The organism is Mesorhizobium sp. WSM1386 (assembly GCF_055901595.1).
Map to the genome: position 1 here is coordinate 405324 of NZ_CM148373.1, position 22165 is coordinate 427488.

The following is a 22165-nucleotide window of genomic DNA, read 5'->3' on the forward strand; positions in this document are numbered from 1 at the left end:
GAGCTGCTATTCGATGGCAGTGGAAGCACAGCGAAGCAGGCCGACGGGCGCCGCCAGGCGGCCGTCGCGCATCATGCCGTCCTTCGTTTCGAAGATCACGGTGCCGATGCGCCGCTTCCTCGGCCATCACATCTTTTCCAGCCTGACGCGGCGCATCCTGTTCCTCAACCTTGCCGGACTGGCTGTCCTGGTCACCGGCATCCTCTACCTCAACACATTTCGCGACGGGCTGATCGACGCCCGCGTCGAAAGCCTGATGACGCAGGGCGAGATCATCGCCGGCGCGATCGCGGCGTCAGCGACGGTCGAGACCGATTCGATCAGCATCGACCCGGAAAAGCTGCTTGAGCTGCAGGCCGGCGAAAGCCTCGGGCCCGGTTCGGACCAGCTCGACAATCTCGACTTCCCGATCAATCCGGAGCGCGTCGCGCCGGTGCTGCGGCGGCTGATCTCGCCGACGCGGACACGGGCCCGCATCTATGACCGCGACGCCAATTTGCTGCTCGATTCGCGCCATCTCTATTCGCGCGGCCAGATCCTGCGCTACGACCTGCCGCCGGTCGAGGAGGAGGAGCCCGACCTTGTCGAGCGCATCCAGAAGTTCATCTTCGACTTCTTCCGCAACACCGACCTGCCGGTCTATCGCGAGCAGCCGGGTGGCAATGGCGCTGCCTTCCCGGAAGTGGTCAAGGCGCTGACCGGCAGCCCGTCGACGATCGTGCGCGTCTCGGAACAGGGCGAGCAGATCGTTTCGGTGGCGGTGCCGATCCAGCGCTTCCGCGCCGTCCTCGGCGTGCTGATGCTGTCGACTGAAGGCGGCGACATCGACAAGATCGTCGCCGCCGAACGCAAGGCGATCCTGCGCGTGTTCGGCATCGCGGCTCTGGTCACCGCCATCCTGTCGATGCTTTTGGCTTCCACCATCGCCAACCCGCTACGCCGGCTGTCTGCCGCGGCGGTGCGGGTCCGGCGCGGCGTCAAGAGCCGCGAGGAAATCCCGGATTTTTCCGACCGCCAGGACGAGATCGGCAATCTGTCGATCGCCGTACGCGACATGACCAACGCGCTCTATGCGCGCATCGAGGCGATCGAGAGCTTCGCCGCCGATGTTTCACATGAATTGAAGAACCCGCTGACCTCGCTGCGCAGCGCGGTGGAAACCTTGCCGCTGGCCAAGAACGACAATTCGCGCAGCCGGCTGATGGAGATCATCCAGCATGACGTCAGGCGGCTGGACCGGCTCATCACCGACATTTCCGACGCCTCGCGTCTCGACGCCGAGCTCGCGCGCGAAGACGCCGGGACGGTGGACCTGAAGAAATTCATCACCGACCTCGTCGCCGTGTCGCGCGAAGCAACGCGCAACAAGAAGGCCGTCGAGATCGAGTTCAAGGTCGCCAAGCTGCCGCAGGGCGTCAAAGGCTATTTCGTCGTCGGCCACGATCTGCGCATCGGCCAGGTCATCACCAATCTGATCGAAAACGCCCGCTCCTTCGTTCCCGAGGACCATGGCCACATCAGCCTGTCGCTGGCGCGTGCCGGCAAGTTCAACATCCTCACCATCGACGACAACGGTCCCGGCATCCGCGCCGACAACATCGACCGCATCTTCGAACGCTTCTACACCGACCGGCCGGCCGGAGAGGCGTTTGGCCAGAATTCGGGGCTTGGCCTGTCGATATCCAGACAGATCGTCGAGGCCCATGGCGGCACGCTGACCGCCGAAAACATCCCCGGCACCAAGCCCGGCGAGATCAAGGGCGCGCGCTTCGTCGTGACGCTGCCGGCCGAAGCGTGAATGCTGGTCCAGTCGTGCGGCCTGAAAACATCCACGCTACGGGCTTGCTGATCGGCGAACGCGGCATTCTCGTCAGCGGGGCGTCCGGTTCGGGCAAGACGACGCTGGCGCTGGCGCTGATCGACCATTGCCGCCAGCGCGGCCTGTTCTCACGGCTCGTCGGCGACGATCAGCTTTTCGTCGAGGCGCATGCGGGGCGGCTGGTGTGCCGCGCGCCCGCCACCATAGAAGGTCTCGCCGAGGTGCCGGGACTAGGGCCGCGCGCGCTGGCGTTCGAACCTGCCTGCGTCGTCGACCTGCATGTGCGCCTGCTGCCGGCTGGTGAAATCGCCCGCTTCCAGGAGGACGCCAGCGACGACATCGCCGGCTGCGCGGTACCGCGGATCGATCTTGCCGAGCGCAATGTCCAGGCTGCCCTGCCCGCCGTGATGGCGCGGCTGTCGATCATGCCTTTTCTATGATCTGCCCCGGGTTTTTTGCTGCAATGCGTCAAAATGGCATGGGCCGGCGCAATTTTGGGCTTGTCAACCGGCCTCGCGTCGACAAGATAGCGCTCCCGCCGCCTGGAATGGCTGGCGAGCATAAAATGCGCCTGTGAAGCGGCGATGACGGGAGCCACCAAAGAATGATCGGACTCGTGCTTGTAACGCACGGTCAACTGGCCACCGAGTTCAGACATGCCGTCGAACATGTCGTCGGGCCACAAGACAATTTCGAAACCGTGGCGATCGGTGCCGACGACGATATGGAGCAGCGTCGCCGCGACATCATCGACGCCGTGGCCCGCGTCGACACCGGGGCGGGCGTGATCGTGCTGACCGACATGTTCGGCGGCACGCCGTCGAACCTTGCCATCTCGGTGATGGAGTCCGGCCGCACCGAAGTGATCGCCGGCATGAACCTGCCGATGCTGATCAAGCTGTCATCGATCCGCAAGGGCGACAACATGGCCGCAGCGCTCGACGAGGCGCAGGCCGCCGGCCGCAAATACATCAACGTCGCCAGCCAGCTTCTGAGCAGCAAATGAACGCACTATCCCCGGAAAAAGACCAGATCGTCCGGGAGTTTCCGATCGTCAACCAGCGCGGCCTGCATGCGCGCGCCTCGGCGAAGTTCGTCCAGCTCGCCAGCGGTTTCGACGCCTCGGTCCATGTCGAGAAGGACGGCGTCAAGGTCGGCGGCACGTCGATCATGGGCCTGATGATGCTTGCGGCCAGTCCTGGATACTCGATCCGCGTCACCGCCAGCGGCCCGGAAGCGCTTGAGGTCATGGACGCGCTGGAGCAGCTCGTCGCCTCCCGCTTCGGCGAGGAAAGCTGACCCGAAGGCCCAGCCTAATCGGCATCTAGGGACATGCAGGGATAAAGATTTCTTTATATCCCATTGTCGTCTCGGCGCCGATCTGCTAGTCAGGCCGGCAATTCGCGCCCTTCCACGCGCCAACCAACGCGGGCGCATCCGCAACCAATTCGCACGCACAACACTTCGCACGGAGCACTGCCATGACGGGTAGCAAGGACTATGTGGTCGCCGACATCTCGCTTGCCGGCTGGGGCCGCAAGGAACTGGATATCGCCGAAACCGAAATGCCGGGCCTGATGGCCTGCCGCGAGGAATTCGGCGCCAAGAAGCCGCTCACGGGCGCGCGCATCACCGGCTCGCTGCACATGACCATCCAGACCGCGGTCCTGATCGAGACGCTGAAGGCGCTCGGCGCCGATATCCGCTGGGCGTCCTGCAACATCTTCTCGACCCAGGACCACGCGGCCGCGGCCATCGCCGAAACCGGCATTCCGGTGTTCGCCGTCAAGGGCGAGAGCCTGGAGCAGTACTGGGACTACACCGACCGGATCTTCCAGTGGACCGATGGCGGCCTCTCCAACATGATCCTCGATGATGGCGGCGACGCCACCATGTACATCCTGATCGGCGCCCGCGCCGAGGCCGGCGAGGACGTGCTGTCCAACCCGCAGAGCGAGGAAGAGGAATATTTCTATGCCCAGGTCAAGAAGCGCCTGAAGGCTTCGCCCGGCTTCTTCACCAAGCAGAAGGCGGCGATCCGCGGCGTCACCGAAGAGACGACCACCGGCGTCAACCGGCTCTACCAGTTGCAGAAGAAGGGCCTGCTGCCCTTCCCGGCCATCAACGTCAACGACTCGGTCACCAAGTCGAAGTTCGACAACAAGTATGGCTGCAAGGAATCGCTGGTCGACGGTATCCGCCGCGGCACCGACACGATGATGGCCGGCAAGGTCGCGGTCGTCTGCGGCTATGGCGACGTGGGCAAGGGCTCGTCGGCCTCGCTCAAGGGCGCCGGCGCCCGCGTCAAGGTCACCGAGGTCGATCCGATCTGCGCCCTGCAGGCGGCGATGGACGGCTTTGAAGTCGTCACGCTCGAAGACGCGGCTCCAACCGCCGACATCGTCATCACCACCACCGGCAACAAGGATGTCGTTACCCTCGACCACATGCGCTCGATGAAGGACATGGTGATCGTCGGCAACATCGGCCATTTCGACAACGAGATCCAGGTGGCGTCGCTGCGCAACCTGAAGTGGACCAACGTCAAGCCGCAGGTCGACATGATCACCTTCCCGGACGGCAAGCGTATGATCCTTTTGTCGGAAGGCCGCCTGCTCAATCTCGGCAACGCGACCGGCCATCCGAGCTTCGTCATGTCGGCGTCCTTCACCAACCAGGTGCTGGCGCAGATCGAGTTGTTCACCAAGGGCGAGCAGTACCAGAACCAGGTCTATGTCCTGCCCAAGCACCTCGACGAGAAGGTCGCGCGCTTGCACCTCGACAAGCTCGGCGCCCGCCTGACCGAACTGTCGGGCGAACAGGCCGCCTATATCGGCGTCACGCCGCAGGGTCCTTTCAAGCCGGAACACTACCGCTATTAACCAAAGCTAAATTTACTACCAGATATTGACGCCGGGCGATTGACTTTCGCCCGGCTTTATTTTTGCGCGTGATCAGCCTTCACGGCGATTCGGCGAGGGTTTATTGTCAGGTGATTCGCGACGCTTCCGGCCCGAGAGGGGATCAAGAGAGGCGCGTATCAGGGCGGTCTTGCATTCAGTCGGCGGAGAGGACCAAGACATGCCGGGGCAATACCCGCACGGAGCGGGACAGGCCGTTTCCGGCGGCCATGACGATTCGGGGACTACTGGCTCCGCAACCCGGCGCGAGCGTCTTTCATGGCGTGGCCGCGCGGGACTGCTGCTTGCCGGCTCCATGCTTGCCAGCCCGCTGTTTGGCGCGGCGGCGCGTGCCCAGGCTGCCGGTGTATCGACGGCCGGTCTTTCGATCAGCACGATCGAGGTCATGCAGCTTGCCGTGTTCGTCGGCGTGACAGGCACGGCATTTCTGTCGGCTATCGTGCTGATCCGCGAACGCGCCCGCACCTCGGCGGAGAATGTCGAATTGAGAAGCCGCGTCGCCGACGTCAACGCGGCGCTGCGCCGTTCGGAGGCGCTGCTCAATCTGCGCGACCAGCGCGTGATCGTCTGGGCCTCGGAAAACAAGAAACCCGAGCTTGTCGGCGTATTGCCGGTCGAAAGCGGCGCTCCGGAGGAACGGGCGGCGTTCCTCGCCTTCGGCCGCTGGCTGATGCCGCGCTCGGCGGCGGCGCTCGAACATGCCATCGCGGCGTTGCGCGAAAAGGCCAGACCCTTCGACCTCGTCATCGAATCGCAGGCCGGCGCCCCGCTCGAAGTGCATGGCCGCAAGAGCGCGGCGCATGTACTGGTGCGGTTTGTGTCGCTTTCCGAAACACAGCGCAGCCAGGCGCGGCTGAAGATCGAGAACCACCGGCTGGCCGCCGACCACGACACCATGATCGGCCTGCTCGAAGCGCTGAAAATGCCGGCGTGGCTGCGCGACGAGCATGGGCGCCTGAAATGGGTCAACCGCGCCTATGCCGACGCGGTCGAAGCCGAGAGCGCGGAAGCCGCCGTGCGCGACGCCAAGGAATTCCTCGGCGGCCAGGCGCGCGAGGCGATCGACGCCCAGCACAAACTGCATCCGGTTTTCGAGCAGTCGCTCTCCACGGTGATCGAAGGCGATCGCCGGGTGTTCGCGGTGACCGACTTCGCCAGCGCCGACGGCTCGGCCGGCCTTGCCTGCGACACCAGCGCCATCGAGTCCATTCGCGGCGAGTATGAACGCACCGTGCGAAGCCACGCCGACACGCTCGACCAGCTCAACACCGCGGTCGCCATCTTCGACACCAACGAGAAACTGCGCTTCTTCAACCAGGCCTTCCAGAAATTGTGGGGGCTGGACAGCGGGTTCCTGCACAGCGCGCCCGACAACGCCCTTTTGCTCGACCGCTTGCGCAGCGAAGGCAAGATCGCCGAGCAGCCCGAATGGCGCCGCTGGAAGGAAGGCCTGCTCGGCGCCTACCGCGCGGTCGAATCGCAGGAGCACTGGTGGCACCTGCCGGATGGCAAGACCATCCGCGTCGTCGCCAACCCGCAACCCAAGGGCGGCGTCACCTGGGTGTTCGAGAACCTGACCGAGAAAATGGATCTCGAAAGCCGCTACCGGACAGCCGTGCGTGTCCAGGGCGAAACGCTCGACAATCTCGCCGAGGGCGTGGCCGTGTTCGGCCCCGATGGCAAGCTTCGGCTGTCGAACCCGGCCTTCGCCACGCTGTGGAGGCTGGATGCCGAAGCGACCAAGCCGAATGTGCACGTCTCCACCATACGTGACCTTTGCGACCGGCAAGCGGTGGACAGCCCCTGGCCCAGCTTCGTCGCCGCCATCACCGGCTTCGACGACGAACGCCGCGACCGCCACGGCCAGACCGAACTCAACAACGGCACCGTGCTGCGCTACGCCATGATCCCGTTGCCCAACGGGCAGGTGATGATGACCTTCGTCGACGTCACCGACGGCGTCCGTGTCGAACGCGCGCTGAAGGACAAGAACGAGGCGCTGGAAAAGTCCGACCAGCTCAAGAACGACTTCGTCCAGCACGTATCCTACGAGCTGCGTTCGCCGCTGACCAATATCATCGGCTTCACCGAATTGCTCTCGCTGCCGACGACCGGCCCCCTGACGCAGAAGCAGCGCGAATATGTCGAACATGTCGGTTCTTCATCCTCGGTGCTGCTGACCATCGTCAACGACATACTGGACCTCGCGACGGTGGATGCCGGCATCATGCAGCTCGACATTTCCGAGGTGCATGTCGACCGCACCATCGCGGCGGCCGCCGAACTGGTTGCCGACCGGTTGCAGGAACATTCGATCCGGCTCGAGGTCGATGCCAAGGCTGCGCCCAAGACGTTCCACGGTGACGAAACCCGCATCCGCCAGATCCTCTACAATCTGCTCAGCAACGCCGCCAACTACGCGCCGGAAGCCAGCACCATCCGGCTCGCCTGCCGCCATCTGGCGGACGGCGTGGAATTCTCGGTTCACGACGATGGGCCCGGCATGCCGCCCGATGTGCTCGATTCGGTGTTCCGCCGCTTCGAGCCTCGCGCCAATGGCGGCCGCCGGCGGGGCGCCGGCCTCGGCCTGTCGATCGTCAAGAGCTTCGTCGAACTGCATGGCGGCGGCGTCCGCATCGAAACCGGCAAGGACAAGGGCACGACCGTCATCTGCACCTTCCCCGACATGCCCGGCATCCGCGCCGCGGCCGAGTAGCGCGCTTCGATGACGGCCCTGGTGCTGGAGCGTTTGCTCGCTGACGAGACAGAGACGGCGCGGCTGGGCGAGGACCTGGCGCTGGCTCTGCGCGCGGGCGACGTGCTGGCGCTCAAGGGAGACCTCGGCGCCGGCAAATCGACGCTGGCGCGGGCCCTGATCCGGACGTTAGCGGACGATGCCGGTCTCGACGTGCCGAGCCCGACCTTCACCCTGGTGCAAAGCTACGACACGCGCATTCCAGTCCATCATTTCGATCTCTACCGCCTGTCCTCGGCGGCCGAACTCGATGAACTCGGTTTCGACGAAGCGCTGACGCAAGGGGCAGCCCTGGTCGAATGGCCCGAACGGGCCGAGGGTTATCTGCCGAAGGCATCGCTGTTGATCGAGCTTGTCCAGCATGGCGAAGGCCGGCTGGCAAGATTGTCGGGGCAAGGGGCGGCCTTCGACCGCGCGGCACGGTCGCTGGCCATGCGCGGTTTTCTGGAAAGCGCCGGCTGGGGCGAGGCACAACGTCGCCATTTCATCGGCGATGCCTCTGCCCGCTCCTATGAGATCGTGTCGCTTGCCGGCCGGGAGCCGCGGGTGCTGATGAACTCGCCGCGGCTGGTGCTCGGCCCGCCGGTGCGCGACGGCAAGCCCTATGCGGTGATTGCCCACACCGCCCAGTCGGTGTCGGCCTTCGTCGCCATCGACCATGCCTTGAAGGCCGGCGGCGTCAGCGTTCCCGATATCCATGCCGAGGACCAGGACCAGGGATTCCTGCTCATCGAACATCTCGGCTCGGAAGGGTTTCTCGGCGGGGATGGCGAGCCGCTGGCGGAGCGCTACGCGGCGGCCGCCGAACTGCTGGCCATGATGCATGGCAAGACCTGGCCGCGTCGCCTCGGAGCCGGGCCGGGCAGGTTCCATACCGTACCGCCATTCGACCGCGCCGCGATGATGATCGAGGCCGACCTGCTGGTCGACTGGTACGTGCCGGCGATATCGGGCAATCCGCCAAGCGACGATTTGCGCGCTGGCTATACCAGGGAGTGGAACGCGCTTTTCGACCGGCTGCGGACCAGTGAATACACGCTGATGCTGCGCGACTTCCATTCGCCAAACATCATCTGGCGCGGCGACCGCTCCGGCCATGACCGGCTGGGCATCGTCGATTTCCAGGATGCGCTGATCGGGCCTTCAGCCTATGATCTGGCGTCGCTTGCCATGGATGCCCGCGTCACCATATCGCCCGGGATCGAGAGAAAGACGCTCGATGCCTATGTCGCGGCGCGCCATGCGGTGGGCGCCTTCGACGAGGCGAGCTTCCTGGAATCCTATGTGATCATGGCCGCGCAGCGCAATTCCAAGATCCTCGGCATTTTCGTGCGCCTCGAAAAGCGCGACGGCAAACCCTATTATCTGAAGCACCTGCCGCGCATCCGCGACTATCTGCGCCGGGCACTGTCCCACCCCGCGCTCGGCAGCCTGCGGGAGTTCTACGATGCGCACGGGCTGCTGGAGGAACGTGCGCTGTGACAGCGAGACCAGACACTGCCATCGTACCCCAAACCGCGATCGTACTCGCCGCCGGACTCGGCAAGCGCATGCGGCCGATCACCGACGCCATCCCCAAGCCGCTGGTCCGGATCGCCGGCAAGACCTTGCTCGACTGGGGCCTCGACAGCCTGGCCGCCGCCGGTGTCGGCAAGGCCGTGGTCAACGTCCACTATCTCCCCGAACAGATCGTCGCCCATGTCGCTCAACGCCATGTGCCGCGCATCATCATCTCCGATGAAAGCGACCGGCTGCTCGATTCCGCCGGCGGCATCGTCAAGGCGCTACCGCAACTGGGCACGCAACCCTTCTACATCCTCAACGCCGACACGTTCTGGATCGATCATGGTCCGCTCAATCTCGGCCGCCTCGCCCTTGCATGGGACGCGGCGAAAATGGATATTCTGCTGATGCTGGCGGATCTCCATCAGGCGACCGGACATTGCGGCTCCACCGACTTCCTGGTGGCGCCAGACGGCGCCTTGCGGCGTTCGAAAGGAGACCCGGCCGGCCTGATCTATGCCGGCGCGGCGATCATCCATCCGCGTCTGTTCAAGAATGCGTCGACCGAACCGCATTCGCTCAACGCCTATTTCGACAAAGCCATTGCAGCCGGCCGCCTGTTCGGCATGCCGATGCACGGTCATTGGATCACCGTCGGCACGCCCGATGCCATCCCGCTCGCCGAAGCAGCAGTCGCCGGCGCGCTATACGAGTCGCAATGAGCGGCCCAAGCCGCGTTTTCTCCATTCCCTCCGGTGCGCCGTTCCTGCCGACGCTGGCCGAGGCGCTGCTTGCCGGCCGACTGGTTCCAGGGTTTCGCTTCGATGGCGATCCGCTCGCTTTGGCCGACGTCACCATCTATGTGCCGACGCGCCGCGCGGCGCGGGCCTTGCGCGGCGTCTTCGTCGACAGCCTGAAGGCGCGCGGCGGCGGCGGTTCGGCGATCCTGCCGGTCATCCGGCCGCTCGGCGAATTCGACGAGGACGAAGCCGCTTTCGAAGCAGAGCCGTCGGCGGCGATCGACCTCGCGCCACCGATCGGGGCGACCGAACGGCTGTTGCTGCTGACGCCGCTGGTGCGCGCCTGGAAACGCCGGCTGCCGGCCCATGTGGCCAAACTTTTCTCCGAGGAGATCGTCATCCCGGCCTCGACCGCCGACGCGATCTGGCTGGCGCGCGATCTCGCGGGGCTGATGGACGAGATCGAGACGGAAGGCACGGACTGGGGGAAGCTTGAAGGCCTGGTGACCGGCAATCTTGCCGGATGGTGGCAGGTGACGCTTGAGTTCCTCGGCATCGTCACCGATGCCTGGCCGAAATTCCTCGAAGAGCAAGACCGCTCCAATCCGGCCGCGCATCGCAGCGCGCTGATCCGGGCGGAAGCCGCGCGGCTGCGGCGCAATCCGCCCGCCGGGCCGGTGATCGCCGCGGGGTCGACCGGTTCGATACCCGCGACGGCTGAACTGCTTGCCGTGATTGCCCGCTTGCCCGGCGGCGCCATCGTGCTGCCCGGGCTCGACCGGACGCTGGACGAGGCGTCCTTCCAGGCGCTTGTCGCACCCGGCGCGCGGCCGGCCGTGCTCGGCCATCCGCAATATGGCTTGGCCAGGCTGATCGGCAAGATCGGCGTGCTGCGCGGCGATGTCGACGAGATCGGCGTGGCCGAACCCCGGCTTGCGCTTCGCGCGGCCCTTGTCGGCGAGGCGCTGCGGCCGACCGAAACCACCGAATTGTGGGCCGAGACGCGTAGCGCATTTTCGGCACCCGACGTTGCCGCCGCCTTCGCCGACGTGACGCTGCTCGAAGCCGCCAGCGAGCGCGACGAGGCCGTAGCGATCGCCGTGGCGCTCAAGCAGGCGGTCGAAGAACCAGGCCAAAGGGCGGCTCTCGTCACCGGCGACCGTGCACTGGCGCGACGCGTCTCGGTCGAACTCAAGCGCTTTGGCGTCGTCGCCGATGATTCCGGCGGCACGCCGCTCGCCAACAGCCCGGCGGCAAGCCTGCTCAGGCTGGCGCTCGAAGCGGTGTTCCGGCCAGGCGATCCGGTCGGCCTCTTGTCCCTGCTCAAGCATCCCCTGCTCTGCCTGGGTCTGCCGAGAGCCGACGTGCGCCATGCGGCGGAACTGGTCGAACTGGTGGCGCTGCGCGGCGGCACCGGCCGCCCCGACATCGCTTCGCTGCCGGACTTGTTCGAGACCCGCCTCACCAATCTCGGCGAAGGCAGCCGGCCGCCCTTCTGGGTTGCGCGGCTGACCGTGCGCGCCATTGAAAGCGCGCGGGATTTGCTCGAACGTCTCAACCGAGCGCTGGCGCCGCTTGCAGCGTTTCGCGGCCAGGCGACCGCCGACCTTGCCGCGCTGGTCGAAGCCAGCGTGGTGGCGCTGGAGGATCTCGGCCGTACCGCCGATGGCGGGCTTGGCGAACTCTACGCCGGCGATGCCGGCGAAAAACTCGCCGAATTGCTGCGCGGGCTGGTCGCGGCTCCGGCAACGCTGTCGTTCGCGGCGAACGAGTGGCCCGACGTGATGGACGCGCTGATCGCACCCGAAACGGTCAAGCCGGCACAAGGCACCGACCGGAACATCGCCATCTGGGGCGCGCTGGAAGCACGCCTGCAGGATGTCGACACGCTGGTCATCGGGGGGCTCAACGAAGGCGTGTGGCCGCGCAAGCCCGAGAGCGACCGCTTCATGTCGCGGCTGATGAAGACCGGCATCGATCTCGAGCCGCCCGAACGACGCATCGGCCTTGCCGCTCATGATTTCCAGATGGCGATGGGCGCGGGGAAGGTGCTGTTGGCGCGCTCGGCGCGTTCCGGCGACGCACCGGCGGTCCCGTCACGCTGGCTGCAGCGGCTGCTGACCTTCATCGGCAACGACCGGACGGCAACACTGCGCCGGCGAGGCGACGAGCTGCTCGCCTGGGCGCGTGCGCTGGATACCGGGCCTAAGCAAGATTTCGCACCACGGCCGCGGCCCAAGCCGCCGCTGTCGGTGCGCCCGACGCACTTTTCCGTCACCGAGATCGAGACCCTGCGCCGCGACCCCTACGCCGTCTATGCCAGGCGGATCCTCGGCCTGATGCCGCTCGAGCCGCTCATCCGCGATCCCGGTGCGGCCGAGCGCGGCACGCTGTTCCACGCCATTCTCCACCTCTTCTCCTCCAGCGTGGCCGACCCGCGCGCGCCAGACGCGCTTGCCGGCCTTATCGCTGCCGGGCGCGCCTGTTTTGCCGAGGCCGCCCTGCCGCCCGATGTCGAGGCGGTGTGGTGGCCGCGCTTCGAAAAACTCGCCGCCAACATCGTCGAATGGGAACGCACCCGCGCCGACGCGGTGATACGGCGGCATGCCGAGGAGCGCGCCGGAAAAACCGTCGTCGGCCAGTCCGGCGTGACGCTGTCCGGCTATGCCGACCGCGTCGACCTGCTGGCCGGCGGCATGGCCGACATACTGGACTACAAGACCGGCTCCTCGCCCTCCAAGGCACAGGCACACACGCTGCTGGCGCCGCAGCTGGCGCTCGAAGGCGCACTGCTCAGGCGCGGGGCCTTCAAGGATCTGGGCGCATGCGAGCCCTCGCAACTGGCCTTCATCAGGCTGAAGCCGAACGGCGAGGTGTTCGAAGAGTCCATTCTTGAGCACAATCGCCAGCCGCGAACCGCTTCCGATCTGGCCGAAGAAGCCTGGGCACGGCTGGAAAAGCTGCTGATCCATTATGCCGACCCGAAGACCGGCTATCTGTCGCGGGCGCTGCCGTTTCGCGAAGGCGAGACCGATGGCGACTACGACCACCTCGCCCGCGTGCTCGAATGGTCGGCCGGCGGCGATGCCGGTGACGAGGGAGGGGAGGCATGAAGAAGGCCTATCCCATCCCGAGCGACACCGCGACCAGCCAGGCCCGTGCAGCCGATCCCCAGAACTCCGCCTGGGTGTCGGCCAATGCCGGCTCCGGCAAGACCCATGTGCTTGCCCAGCGCGTCATCCGGCTGCTGCTCAACGGCACCGATCCGTCGAAGATCCTGTGCCTGACCTACACGCGCGCCGCGGCCGCCAACATGTCGAACCGGGTGTTCTCGACGCTGTCGGAATGGACATCCCTCGGCGACCCGGACCTCGCCGCCAGGATCGAAGCGCTGGAAGGCCGCCGGCCCGACCGCGACACCATGCGCCGCGCGCGTCGGCTGTTCGCCGAGGCGCTGGAGACGCCGGGCGGGCTGAAGATCCAGACCATCCACGCCTTCTGCGAATCCGTGCTCCACCAGTTCCCGCTGGAAGCCAACATCCCGGCCCATTTCGAGATGCTGGACAGCCAGATGGAAGCGTCGCTCTTTGCCGCCGCGCGCCGGGAGATGATTTCGGCCGCCGGTGACGCGGATTTGACCGAGGCCTTCGCAACCGTACTGGAGCGCGGCGGCGAAGCCGGGCTTGACGCCTTGCTGGGCGAGATCGTGCGCAAGCGCGACGGCTTGCGCCACTTCCTCGAAGCGGTCGGGCGCGACGGCTTCCAGCCCTTGTTCGATGAATTCCATTTCCGCCCTGGCCAGAGCGCCGAGGGCATAGCGGCCTCGGCCTGGCCGCTGCCCGGCTTCCTGCCGGACTATTTCACCGGCTTTGCCCAGGCCGCCGAATCCACCGACGCCAGGTCGGTGCTGAACAACATCCTGCCCTATGCGCGCCAGGCCTTCGCCCAGACCGATCCGGTTCGCCGCCTGCAGCAGCTTGCAAGGGCCTTCCTCAAGACCGATGGCCATCCCTACGATCCGGCAAAGGCCTTCAAGAAAGCGCTGACCGACCGGCTGCCGGATCTGGCCGAGCGTTACCTGTCGGCATCCAACGCCATCATCGAGACCGTCGACCGGCTGGCGCTGTTCCGGATGCTGGAAGGCACGGCTGCCGCGCTGACCATCGCCGACTGGCTGATCGCCCGCTACGAGGTGCTGAAGCGCGGCCGCGGCTTTCTCGACTTCAACGATTTGATCACCCGCACGGTCAACCTCCTGGCGCGGCCCGATGCCGGCCCGTGGGTGCAATACAAGCTCGACCAAGGCATCGACCACATCCTGCTCGACGAGGCGCAGGACACCAGCCCGGATCAATGGGAAGTGGTGAAGCGGCTGGCGGAAGAATTTTTCGCCGGCTTCGGCGCCCGCGACCGTGTCCACCGCACGGTGTTCGCGGTCGGCGACGAGAAGCAGTCGATTTATTCCTTCCAAGGGGCCGCGCCAGATTCCTTCGCCGACAGCCGGCTGCTGTTCGCCGGGCGGGTGCGCGATGCCGAGGCTTCCTTCGCCGACCTCAAGCTGACCTGGTCGTTCCGCTCGACCGACGATGTGCTTTCCGCCGTCGACCGCGTCTTTGCCGATCCTGTCGTGCGGCGCGGCATCAGCCACGATCCCGACCCGCTGAGCCACAAGGCGATCCGCACCGACGCGCCGGGCTATGTCGAGGTGTGGCCGTCGATCGGTGCCGATATCGTCGACGAGCCCGACGACTGGACGCAGGCAATCGACCACGCCCACGCGCCGGCGGTGCGGGTTGCCGAGAATGTCGCGGCCACGATTGCCGGGTGGATCGGCAGCGGAGAGATCATCGAGGGCCGCGGCAAGCGGCTGCGGCCGGGCGACGTGCTGGTGCTGGTGCGCAAGCGCGACAGCTTCGTCCACGCGCTGACGCGGGCGCTCAAGCGCCGTGATATCCCGGTCGCCGGCGCCGACCGGCTGAGCTTGCCCGGCCACATCGCGGTCAAGGACCTGATCGCGCTCGGCCGCCTCCTCATCCAGCCGCAGGACGATCTGTCGCTTGCAGCCGTGCTGCGCAGCCCGATCTTCGACCTGCCGGAGGAGACGCTTTTTGCGCTGGCAGCGCAACGAGCGCCCGGCCTGTCGCTGGCCGCGTCGCTGCGCCAGCATGCCGGCGAAAGCGAAGCGCTGGCGCTAGTCGTCGCCCAACTCGACATCTGGACCGATGAGGCCGCCTTCAAGCCGGTGTTCGAATTTTATGCCGGCCTCCTGGCACGTGATGGCGTGCGCCGCAAGATGATCGCGCGGCTCGGCCCGGAAGCGGGCGACATTCTCGATGAGTTCCTGAGTTTCTGCCTTGCCGAGGAACGAACCGGCCTGCCCGGGCTGGAAGCCTTCCTGTCGACGCTGGAGAACGCCGGGCCCGAGATCAAGCGTGAGATGGACCAGACCCGCGACGAGGTCCGCGTCATGACCGTGCATGCCGCCAAGGGCCTGGAAGCGCCTGTCGTGTTCCTGGTCGATGGCGGCTCCGCCCCGTTCAGCGACCAGCATCTGCCGCGCCTGATGCCATTCGACGGCTCGGGCTGGGTCGGCAAAGGTTATCTCTGGCGTTCGGCCAGCGATGTCGCGAACGGCTTCTCCAACGCGGCGGCGGCGCGGGCACGCGAACTCGCCGACGACGAATACCGCCGGCTGCTCTATGTCGGCATGACTCGCGCCGAGGACCGGCTGATCGTCTGCGGCTATCACGGCAAGCGGGCGCCGAACACCGGCACCTGGCATTCGATCGTCAGCCGTGCGCTGATCGGGGCGCCGGAGAGCGAACAGCGTGCGCATCCTGCCGGCGGCGAGCCGGTGTACCGTTTCCATGTCACCGAGCTGCCGCCAGTGGCGCTCGCCACGGCAGAGCAAGCGAGGCAAACGGGCGCTTTCGGCCCATTGCCGGCGAACCTGTTTCGACCCTTGCCGCCCTTTGAGGATCTGCCGCGGCCGCTGTCGCCATCCGGCGCCTCGGCGCTGATCGAAGAAGGCAAGGAAGCGGTGGTCGACAAAGCTTCGCCGGTCCTCGACGCCGATGCCGAGCCAGGATTTGCCGTGCTGCGCGGGCTCGCGCTGCATAAATTGCTGCAAATGCTGCCCGGCATTGCCGAGGACCAACGGGAGGGCGCGGCGGCACGCTACCTCGCGCGAACGGGTGCGGAATGGCCGCCGGCAGAGCGCGAAAAAGCCCTGGCCTCGGTCACCGCCATCCTTTCCGACCCCTATCTCGGCCAGCTGTTTGCGCCATCCTCGCGCGCCGAGGTCGCGATCATGGGCAGCCTGGAGGTAAGGGGTAAAACGCGCTCGATTTCGGGCAAGATCGACCGGCTGGCGGTGACAGCGGACGCGGTGTCGATCGTCGACTACAAGACCAACCGGCCTGCGCCTGCCTCCCTGGCGGAGGTCCCGCCGGCCTATCTGCTGCAGTTGGCGCTCTATCGCGCCCTCTTGCAGCCGCTTTATCCAGGGCGCGAGGTCAAGGCGGCCTTGCTGTTTACCGAAGCGCCACGGCTGATCGAACTGCCGGCCAGGGCCATGGATGACGCCCTTGCCCGACTCACGGGAGCGTGACACAAGACCTGCTTGAAGAAGGGCGCGATAACCACCACATTTGGTGCGACGAAAACTTTCGAAAGGATTTTCCGCATGACTACGGTCAAGGTCGACAAGAGCAATTTCCAGGCCGATGTGCTTAACGCCAACGTACCGGTCGTCGTCGATTTCTGGGCGGAATGGTGCGGTCCCTGCAAGATGATCGCTCCGGCGCTCGAAGACATCGCCACCGAACTTGGCGCTAAAGTGAAGATCGCCAAGCTCAACATCGATGAGAACCCCGAACTCGCCGCGCAGTTCGGCGTGCGCTCGATCCCGACGCTGATGATCTTCAAGGGCGGCGAAGTGGCCGACATGAAGGTTGGTGCCGCGCCCAAGACCGCGCTCTCGCACTGGATCAACGGCAGCCTCGCCTGACCTCCGGAAAAATTCGGATTGAAAAGCCCGGCCTCGCGCCGGGCTTTTTGTTGGCGTCATCGCTGGGCTTCTCTGGCCCTCACGTCCGGGCACTCCATGTCTTCTGTTGGCAACAGATAGAGGGAGAACGTCATGACCGGATCCGCCAAGGCTACCGTCTTCATCGATAATGAGCGCGTCATCGTCACCGAATACCGCTTCCAGCCGGGCGACAACACCGGCTGGCACCGCCATGGCCACGACTATGTCGTGGTGCCGTTGATGGACGGCAAGGTGAAACTGGTGACCAAGGATGGCGAAACCTTCGCCGAAATGAAGAAGGGCTCACCCTATTTCCGCAAGGAGGGCGTCGAACACGATGTCATCAACGCCAATGACGGCGAGTACGCGTTTATCGAGGTCGAGCTGAAATAAGCCGGTCGCAACGCTGAGCGATCACCAGTCGGCGATGCGGTCGCCACCGACGAATTGCGCGCTTTCGTCGGTGTATTCAAACAGCTCGATCTTCACCCCGTTGGGATCGCGGATCCAGGCCTGGTAGGTGCTGTCGCAGGCGTGTTTCTTGGCCGTGACCTCGATGCCCTTTGACTTGATATGGGCAATCGCCGCGTCGATGTTTTCCACCTCAAGGCAGAAGTGGTTGATCTGGTTCTGCTCGCTGTATGCAGTGCCATCCTTCTGGAACACCTCGACATGGCTGCGGCCGCCGCAATTGAGATAGAAGCCGAACACCTTGCCGTCGCGCAGGAAGTTGAACTGCGTGTCGAGGCCGAGCACGTCGCGATAGAAGCTCCGCGTCGCTTCGAGGTCATGCGCGAAGATGCAGACATGGGCGAGCTGCTTGACCTTGATCATGACTGGCTCCTCGCAGTGAATGGCCTCAGGTCGGTGGCGTGCCGTTCTCGTCCAACACCGCGCCGGCCAAATAGAGCGAGCCGCCGATCAGGATACGCGGCGGCGGACCGTCCCAGGTGTCGCGCAGCAGCATCAGCGCGTTGGCAACGGAACTCATCGGCTCGGCCGTCAACCCGGCTTCCGTGGCGCGGATCGCCAGTTCGTCATTCGGCACGCCGGCATCGCTCGTATTCACCGGCACGGTGTAGACATGCCGGACGAGGCCCTTGAAGGCACGGAAATAGCCACTCTGGTCCTTGGTGTTGATCATACCCGAGATGAGAAACAGCGGACGCGGGTTCTTTTCTTCCTGTTCGGCCAGTGCCTCGGCAACGACCACGCCGGCGCCCGGATTGTGACCGCCGTCGAGCCAGATGTCGGCGCCCCTTGGCGCCAGCTCCGCCAGCCGGCCCTGCGCCAGTTTCTGCATACGGCCGGGCCAGGCGACGGTGGCCATCGCCTTTTCGGCGGCGCGGTGGCTGATCTCGAAGCCGGCTGCCTTGACCGCGGCGATCGCCGCCGCCGCGTTGGCGACCTGGTGGCGCCCGGGCAGGCGCGGCAGCGGCAGGTCCATCAGCCCGTCCTCGTCCTGATAGACCATGCGGCCGTTTTCCTCGAAGGCGAGGAAATCCTGGCCGTAGACGAAGGTCGGGCATTCCAGCCGCTCGGCGGTTTCGATCAGCACCTGCAGCGCCGTCTCGCTTTCCTGCGCGCCGATCACCACCGGGCAACCGCGCTTCATGATGCCGGCCTTTTCGGCGGCGATCAGCTCGACCCGGTCGCCGAGATAGGCCTCATGGTCCATCGACACCGGCATGATCACCGACACGGCGGGCCTCTCCACGACATTGGTGGCGTCGAAGCGGCCGCCGAGGCCGACCTCGATGATGGCGGCTTCGGCCGGGTGTTCGGAAAACAGGATGAAGGTGACGGCGGTGAGGATCTCGAAGACGGTGATCTTCTGGCCGTCATTGGCCTTGGCGACGCGGGCGATGGCCTCGGCGAAGACATCGTCGTCGACCAGCCTGCCGCCACCCTCGGCGGCAAGCCGGTAGCGCTCGTGCCAGCTGACCAGATGCGGCGAGGTGTGGACGTGGACGAGACGGCCGGAAGCCTCAAGCAGCGCCCGCGAGAAGGCGGCGCAGGAGCCCTTGCCGTTGGTACCGGCGATATGGATGGCCGGCGGCAGCAGATCCTGCGGGTTGCCAAGCCGCTCCAAGAGCCGCGTGATGCGGTCGAGCGAAAGGTCGAAGCCTTTCGGGTGAAGCGCCATCAGGGCTTCGATTTCGCGATCGGCGGCGAGCGTCGTCATGACAGATTCCCCGAGCATGGCCCGAGAACCAGAATCGATTCCGGAATGGCCATGGCAATCAGAAGGCTACAGCGCGCAACTGCCCTCGTGCAATCACGGTCGCGGCGTGTCGTGTCGCGTCAGGCCTGAGGCCGAGCTTCCGCGGAGACCACCGCCGGTGGCAGGATTTCCGGCTCCAGCGGCTTTTGCTCTTCCGGCATCTTGAGCAGCATCTTCAACAGCCGTGAGATGGTCTGGCGCAGTTCCAGCCGCGACACCACCATATCGACCATGCCGTGCTCCATCAGATATTCGGAGCGCTGGAAGCCGTCCGGCAGTTTCTCGCGGATGGTCTGTTCGATGACGCGCGGCCCGGCAAAGCCGATCAGCGCGCCGGGTTCGGCGATGTGCACGTCGCCCAGCATGGCATAGGAAGCGGTGACGCCGCCGGTGGTCGGGTTGGTCAAGACGACGATGTAGGGAAGGCCGGCTTCCTTCAGCCGGTCGACACCGACCGTGGTGCGCGGCAATTGCATGAGGGACAAAATGCCTTCCTGCATGCGGGCGCCGCCGGAGGCGGCGAACAGGATCAGCGGCCGCTTGCGCTGCAAGGCGACCTCGAAAGCGTGCACGATGGCGTCGCCCGCCGCCATGCCGAGCGAGCCGCCCATGAAGGCGAAGTCCTGCACCGTCACCACCACCGGCAGCCCTCCGACGGTGCCCAGCGCGTTGACGATCGCATCTTCCAGGCCGGTCTTGGCCTTGGCGTCCTTCAACCGGTCGGTGTAGCGCTTCTCGTCGCGGAACTTCAGCGGGTCCTGCACCACCTTGGGGTTTTCGAGCTGCTCGTACTTGCCGTCATCGAGGAAGTATTTCAGCCGCTCCTTGGCCGAGATCTTCATGTGGTGGCCGGAGGACGGGATGACGAACTGGTTGGACTCCAGGTCCTTGTGGAACACCATCTCACCGGTCTCGGGATCCTTGATCCAGAGATTCTCGGGCATGTCGGTGCGCCGGCCGAGCATCGAATTGATCTTCGGGCGAACGTAATTGGTGATCCAGTTCATCGCTTCGGCTCCTGTCCTGACGAAGAGTTGGGTAAAGACGTAGGGAAACTATTCGGCGGCAGCAAGGCGGGCCGAGCGCACGCCTTGCGCCAGCCCGCTGACCAGCGTGGCGACGGCCTCGGCCGGGTCGGCGGTCTTCTCGCCCTTCGGCCCCAGCACATTGGCGACAGCGTTGACGATCGCCGTGCCGACGACGACGCCATCGGCATTGGCGCCGATGACACGCGCTTGCTCGGCGGTCTTGACGCCGAAGCCGACGCAGACCGGCAGGTCTGTATGGCCCTTGATGCGCTGGACAGCCGCCGCCACCTTGCCGGTATCGGCGAGCGCCGAGCCGGTGATCCCGGTCATCGACACGTAGTAGACGAAACCCGACGTGTTCTGCAGCACCTTGGGCAGGCGCTTGTCGTCGGTGGTCGGCGTCGCCAGGCGGATGAAGTTGATGCCGGCTTTCAGCGCCGGAATGCAGAGTTCCTCATCCATCTCCGGCGGCAGGTCGACGACGATCAACCCATCGATGCCGCTGGCGATGGCGTCCTTGAGGAAGCGATCGACGCCGTAGATGTAGATCGGGTTGTAATAGCCCATCAGCACGATCGGCGTTTCATTGTCACCGGAGCGGAAGTCCGACGCCATCTTCAGCGTCTTGACCAGCGTCTGGCCGCCTTTCAGCGCACGCAGGCCTGCCGCCTGGATCGCCGGGCCATCGGCCATCGGATCGGAAAACGGCATGCCGAGCTCGATGATGTCGGCGCCGGCCTTGGGCAGCGCCTTCATGATCGACAGGGAGGTGTCGTAGTCGGGGTCGCCGCCCATGAAATAGGTGACGAGCGCCGGGCGGCCTTCGGCTTTCAGTTTTGCCATGCGGCGGTCGATGCGGGTCACCATGATCAGATCTCCATACCCAGCATCGAGGCAACCGTGTGCACGTCCTTGTCGCCACGGCCGGACAGGTTGACGATGACGATCTGGTCCTTGTCCATGGCGGGCACGATCTTCACCGCATGCGCAATGGCGTGCGCGGATTCCAGCGCCGGGATGATGCCTTCGACCCGCGTCGTCAGCTTGAAGGCCTCCAGCGCCTCGTCGTCGAGGATCGGCACATAGTCGACGCGGCCGGAGTCGCGCAGCCAGGAATGCTCGGGGCCGACGCCGGGATAGTCGAGACCGGCCGAGATCGAATGGCCGTCCATGATCTGGCCGTCGGCATTCTGCAGGAGGTAGGTGCGGTTGCCGTGCAGCACGCCCGGCGCGCCGGCGTTCATCGAGGCGCAATGCTCGATGCCGTCGAGACCGCGTCCGCCGGCTTCGATGCCGATGATGCGGACCTCCTTGTCGTCGAGGAAGGGATGGAACAGGCCGATGGCATTGGAGCCGCCGCCGACAGCCGCGATGATGGTATCCGGCAGCCGGCCTTCCTGTTCGAGGATCTGCGCGCGCGCCTCGGTGCCGATGACCGACTGGAAGTCGCGCACCAGCTCCGGATAGGGATGCGGGCCGGCGGCGGTGCCGATCAGGTAATAGGTATCCTCGACATTGGTCACCCAATCGCGAAGGGCCTCGTTCATGGCGTCCTTCAGCGTGCCGTGGCCGGCTGTCACCGGCCGCACTTCGGCCCCGAGCAGCTTCATGCGGAAGACGTTGGGGCTTTGGCGGGCGACGTCGGTGGCGCCCATGTAGACGACGCAGGGAAAGCCGAAGCGGGCGGCGACGGTGGCGGACGCGACGCCGTGCTGGCCGGCGCCGGTCTCGGCGATGATGCGCTTCTTGCCCATGCGCTTGGCGAGCAGGATCTGGCCGAGGCAGTTGTTGATCTTGTGCGAACCGGTGTGGTTCAGGTCCTCGCGCTTGAAATAGACCTTTGCGCCGCCGCCGAGGCCCTTCGCCGCGGAAACCTCGCGAAGATGCCTGGTCAGGCCTTCGGCGAAATAGAGTTTCGACGGCCGCCCGGCATAGTGGGTCGAAAGATCCGTCAGTTCAGCCCTGAACTCCGGATCGTTCTTGACCTCGTTCCAATGCCGTTCGAGGTCGAGGATCAATGGCATCAACGTTTCGGCAACGAAACGACCGCCGAAGATGCCGAACATGCCCTGTTCGTCGGGACCGGTGCGGAAGGAATTGGGTGTCGCCGGCTTGTTCATCGCCGATCTCCTGGTTTGAAAGAGT

The 22165-nt window shown here is 65.5% G+C and carries 17 protein-coding genes; 12 read left to right on the plus strand and 5 right to left on the minus strand.

Annotation, left to right across the window (positions count from 1 at the left end; genetic code table 11):
* The first annotated feature begins 13 nt into the window (after positions 1–13).
* The 12 genes from AC0NIH_RS01890 to AC0NIH_RS01945 all read left to right on the plus strand — a co-directional run bounded on the left by AC0NIH_RS01890 (position 14) and on the right by AC0NIH_RS01945 (position 17161).
* Positions 14–1798 (plus strand): sensor histidine kinase, encoded by a 1785-nt coding sequence (locus tag AC0NIH_RS01890; protein WP_023775957.1) that lies wholly within the window; start codon positions 14–16, stop codon positions 1796–1798.
* A complete protein-coding gene (locus AC0NIH_RS01895) occupies positions 1795–2259 on the plus strand; it encodes an HPr kinase/phosphorylase (RefSeq protein ID WP_473467049.1) in 465 nt (154 codons plus the stop codon). The genes AC0NIH_RS01890 and AC0NIH_RS01895 overlap by 4 nt, the downstream gene beginning before the upstream one ends.
* A gap of 164 nt (positions 2260–2423) precedes the next feature.
* Positions 2424–2825 carry a PTS sugar transporter subunit IIA gene (locus AC0NIH_RS01900; protein ID WP_013891640.1) on the plus strand — a complete coding sequence of 134 codons (402 nt, stop codon included), beginning with the start codon at positions 2424–2426 and terminating at the stop codon, positions 2823–2825.
* Positions 2822–3118, plus strand: coding sequence for an HPr family phosphocarrier protein (locus tag AC0NIH_RS01905; protein ID WP_013891641.1), 297 nt, complete (start codon positions 2822–2824; stop codon positions 3116–3118). Before AC0NIH_RS01900 ends, AC0NIH_RS01905 begins: the two co-directional genes overlap by 4 nt.
* Positions 3119–3300: 182 nt before the next feature.
* Complete coding sequence (gene ahcY, locus AC0NIH_RS01910; protein ID WP_023775959.1) at positions 3301–4701, plus strand: adenosylhomocysteinase; 1401 nt, start codon at positions 3301–3303, stop codon at positions 4699–4701.
* Positions 4702–4900: 199 nt separating this feature from the next.
* Positions 4901–7456, plus strand: a complete 2556-nt coding sequence (locus tag AC0NIH_RS01915) for a sensor histidine kinase (RefSeq protein WP_473467047.1) — start codon at positions 4901–4903, stop codon at positions 7454–7456.
* Positions 7457–7465: 9 nt separating this feature from the next.
* The gene (gene tsaE / locus AC0NIH_RS01920) at positions 7466–8977 is read left to right on the plus strand and encodes a tRNA (adenosine(37)-N6)-threonylcarbamoyltransferase complex ATPase subunit type 1 TsaE (protein ID WP_473467045.1); all 1512 of its coding nucleotides are present in this window, start codon (positions 7466–7468) and stop codon (positions 8975–8977) included.
* Positions 8974–9720 (plus strand): nucleotidyltransferase family protein, encoded by a 747-nt coding sequence (locus tag AC0NIH_RS01925; protein WP_473467044.1) that lies wholly within the window; start codon positions 8974–8976, stop codon positions 9718–9720. Before tsaE ends, AC0NIH_RS01925 begins: the two co-directional genes overlap by 4 nt.
* A complete protein-coding gene (addB, locus tag AC0NIH_RS01930) occupies positions 9717–12851 on the plus strand; it encodes a double-strand break repair protein AddB (protein ID WP_473467042.1) in 3135 nt (1044 codons plus the stop codon). Before AC0NIH_RS01925 ends, addB begins: the two co-directional genes overlap by 4 nt.
* On the plus strand, positions 12848–16348 hold the full coding sequence (gene addA, locus AC0NIH_RS01935; protein ID WP_473467040.1) for a double-strand break repair helicase AddA: 3501 nt from the start codon (positions 12848–12850) through the stop codon (positions 16346–16348). The genes addB and addA overlap by 4 nt, the downstream gene beginning before the upstream one ends.
* Before the next feature lie 75 nt (positions 16349–16423).
* Complete coding sequence (gene trxA / locus AC0NIH_RS01940; RefSeq protein ID WP_013891648.1) at positions 16424–16747, plus strand: thioredoxin; 324 nt, start codon at positions 16424–16426, stop codon at positions 16745–16747.
* A 132-nt stretch (positions 16748–16879) separates the two neighbouring features.
* Positions 16880–17161, plus strand: coding sequence for a cupin domain-containing protein (locus tag AC0NIH_RS01945; protein WP_473467038.1), 282 nt, complete (start codon positions 16880–16882; stop codon positions 17159–17161).
* Positions 17162–17182: 21 nt separating this feature from the next.
* On the opposite strand, the gene AC0NIH_RS01950 is transcribed toward AC0NIH_RS01945, so the two are convergent.
* The 5 genes from AC0NIH_RS01950 to trpB all read right to left on the minus strand — a co-directional run bounded on the left by AC0NIH_RS01950 (position 17183) and on the right by trpB (position 22140).
* On the minus strand, positions 17183–17602 hold the full coding sequence (locus AC0NIH_RS01950) for a VOC family protein (protein WP_473467035.1): 420 nt from the start codon (positions 17600–17602) through the stop codon (positions 17183–17185).
* A 25-nt stretch (positions 17603–17627) separates the two neighbouring features.
* On the minus strand, positions 17628–18953 hold the full coding sequence (locus AC0NIH_RS01955) for a bifunctional folylpolyglutamate synthase/dihydrofolate synthase (protein ID WP_473467033.1): 1326 nt from the start codon (positions 18951–18953) through the stop codon (positions 17628–17630).
* A 119-nt stretch (positions 18954–19072) separates the two neighbouring features.
* Positions 19073–19999 carry an acetyl-CoA carboxylase, carboxyltransferase subunit beta gene (accD, locus tag AC0NIH_RS01960; RefSeq protein WP_473467032.1) on the minus strand — a complete coding sequence of 309 codons (927 nt, stop codon included), beginning with the start codon at positions 19997–19999 and terminating at the stop codon, positions 19073–19075.
* A gap of 48 nt (positions 20000–20047) precedes the next feature.
* Entirely contained in the window at positions 20048–20887 is an 840-nt protein-coding gene (trpA, locus tag AC0NIH_RS01965; RefSeq protein WP_287387470.1) for a tryptophan synthase subunit alpha, read from the minus strand.
* A 2-nt stretch (positions 20888–20889) separates the two neighbouring features.
* Positions 20890–22140 (minus strand): tryptophan synthase subunit beta, encoded by a 1251-nt coding sequence (trpB, locus tag AC0NIH_RS01970; protein WP_023765620.1) that lies wholly within the window; start codon positions 22138–22140, stop codon positions 20890–20892.
* Positions 22141–22165: the final 25 nt, after the last annotated feature.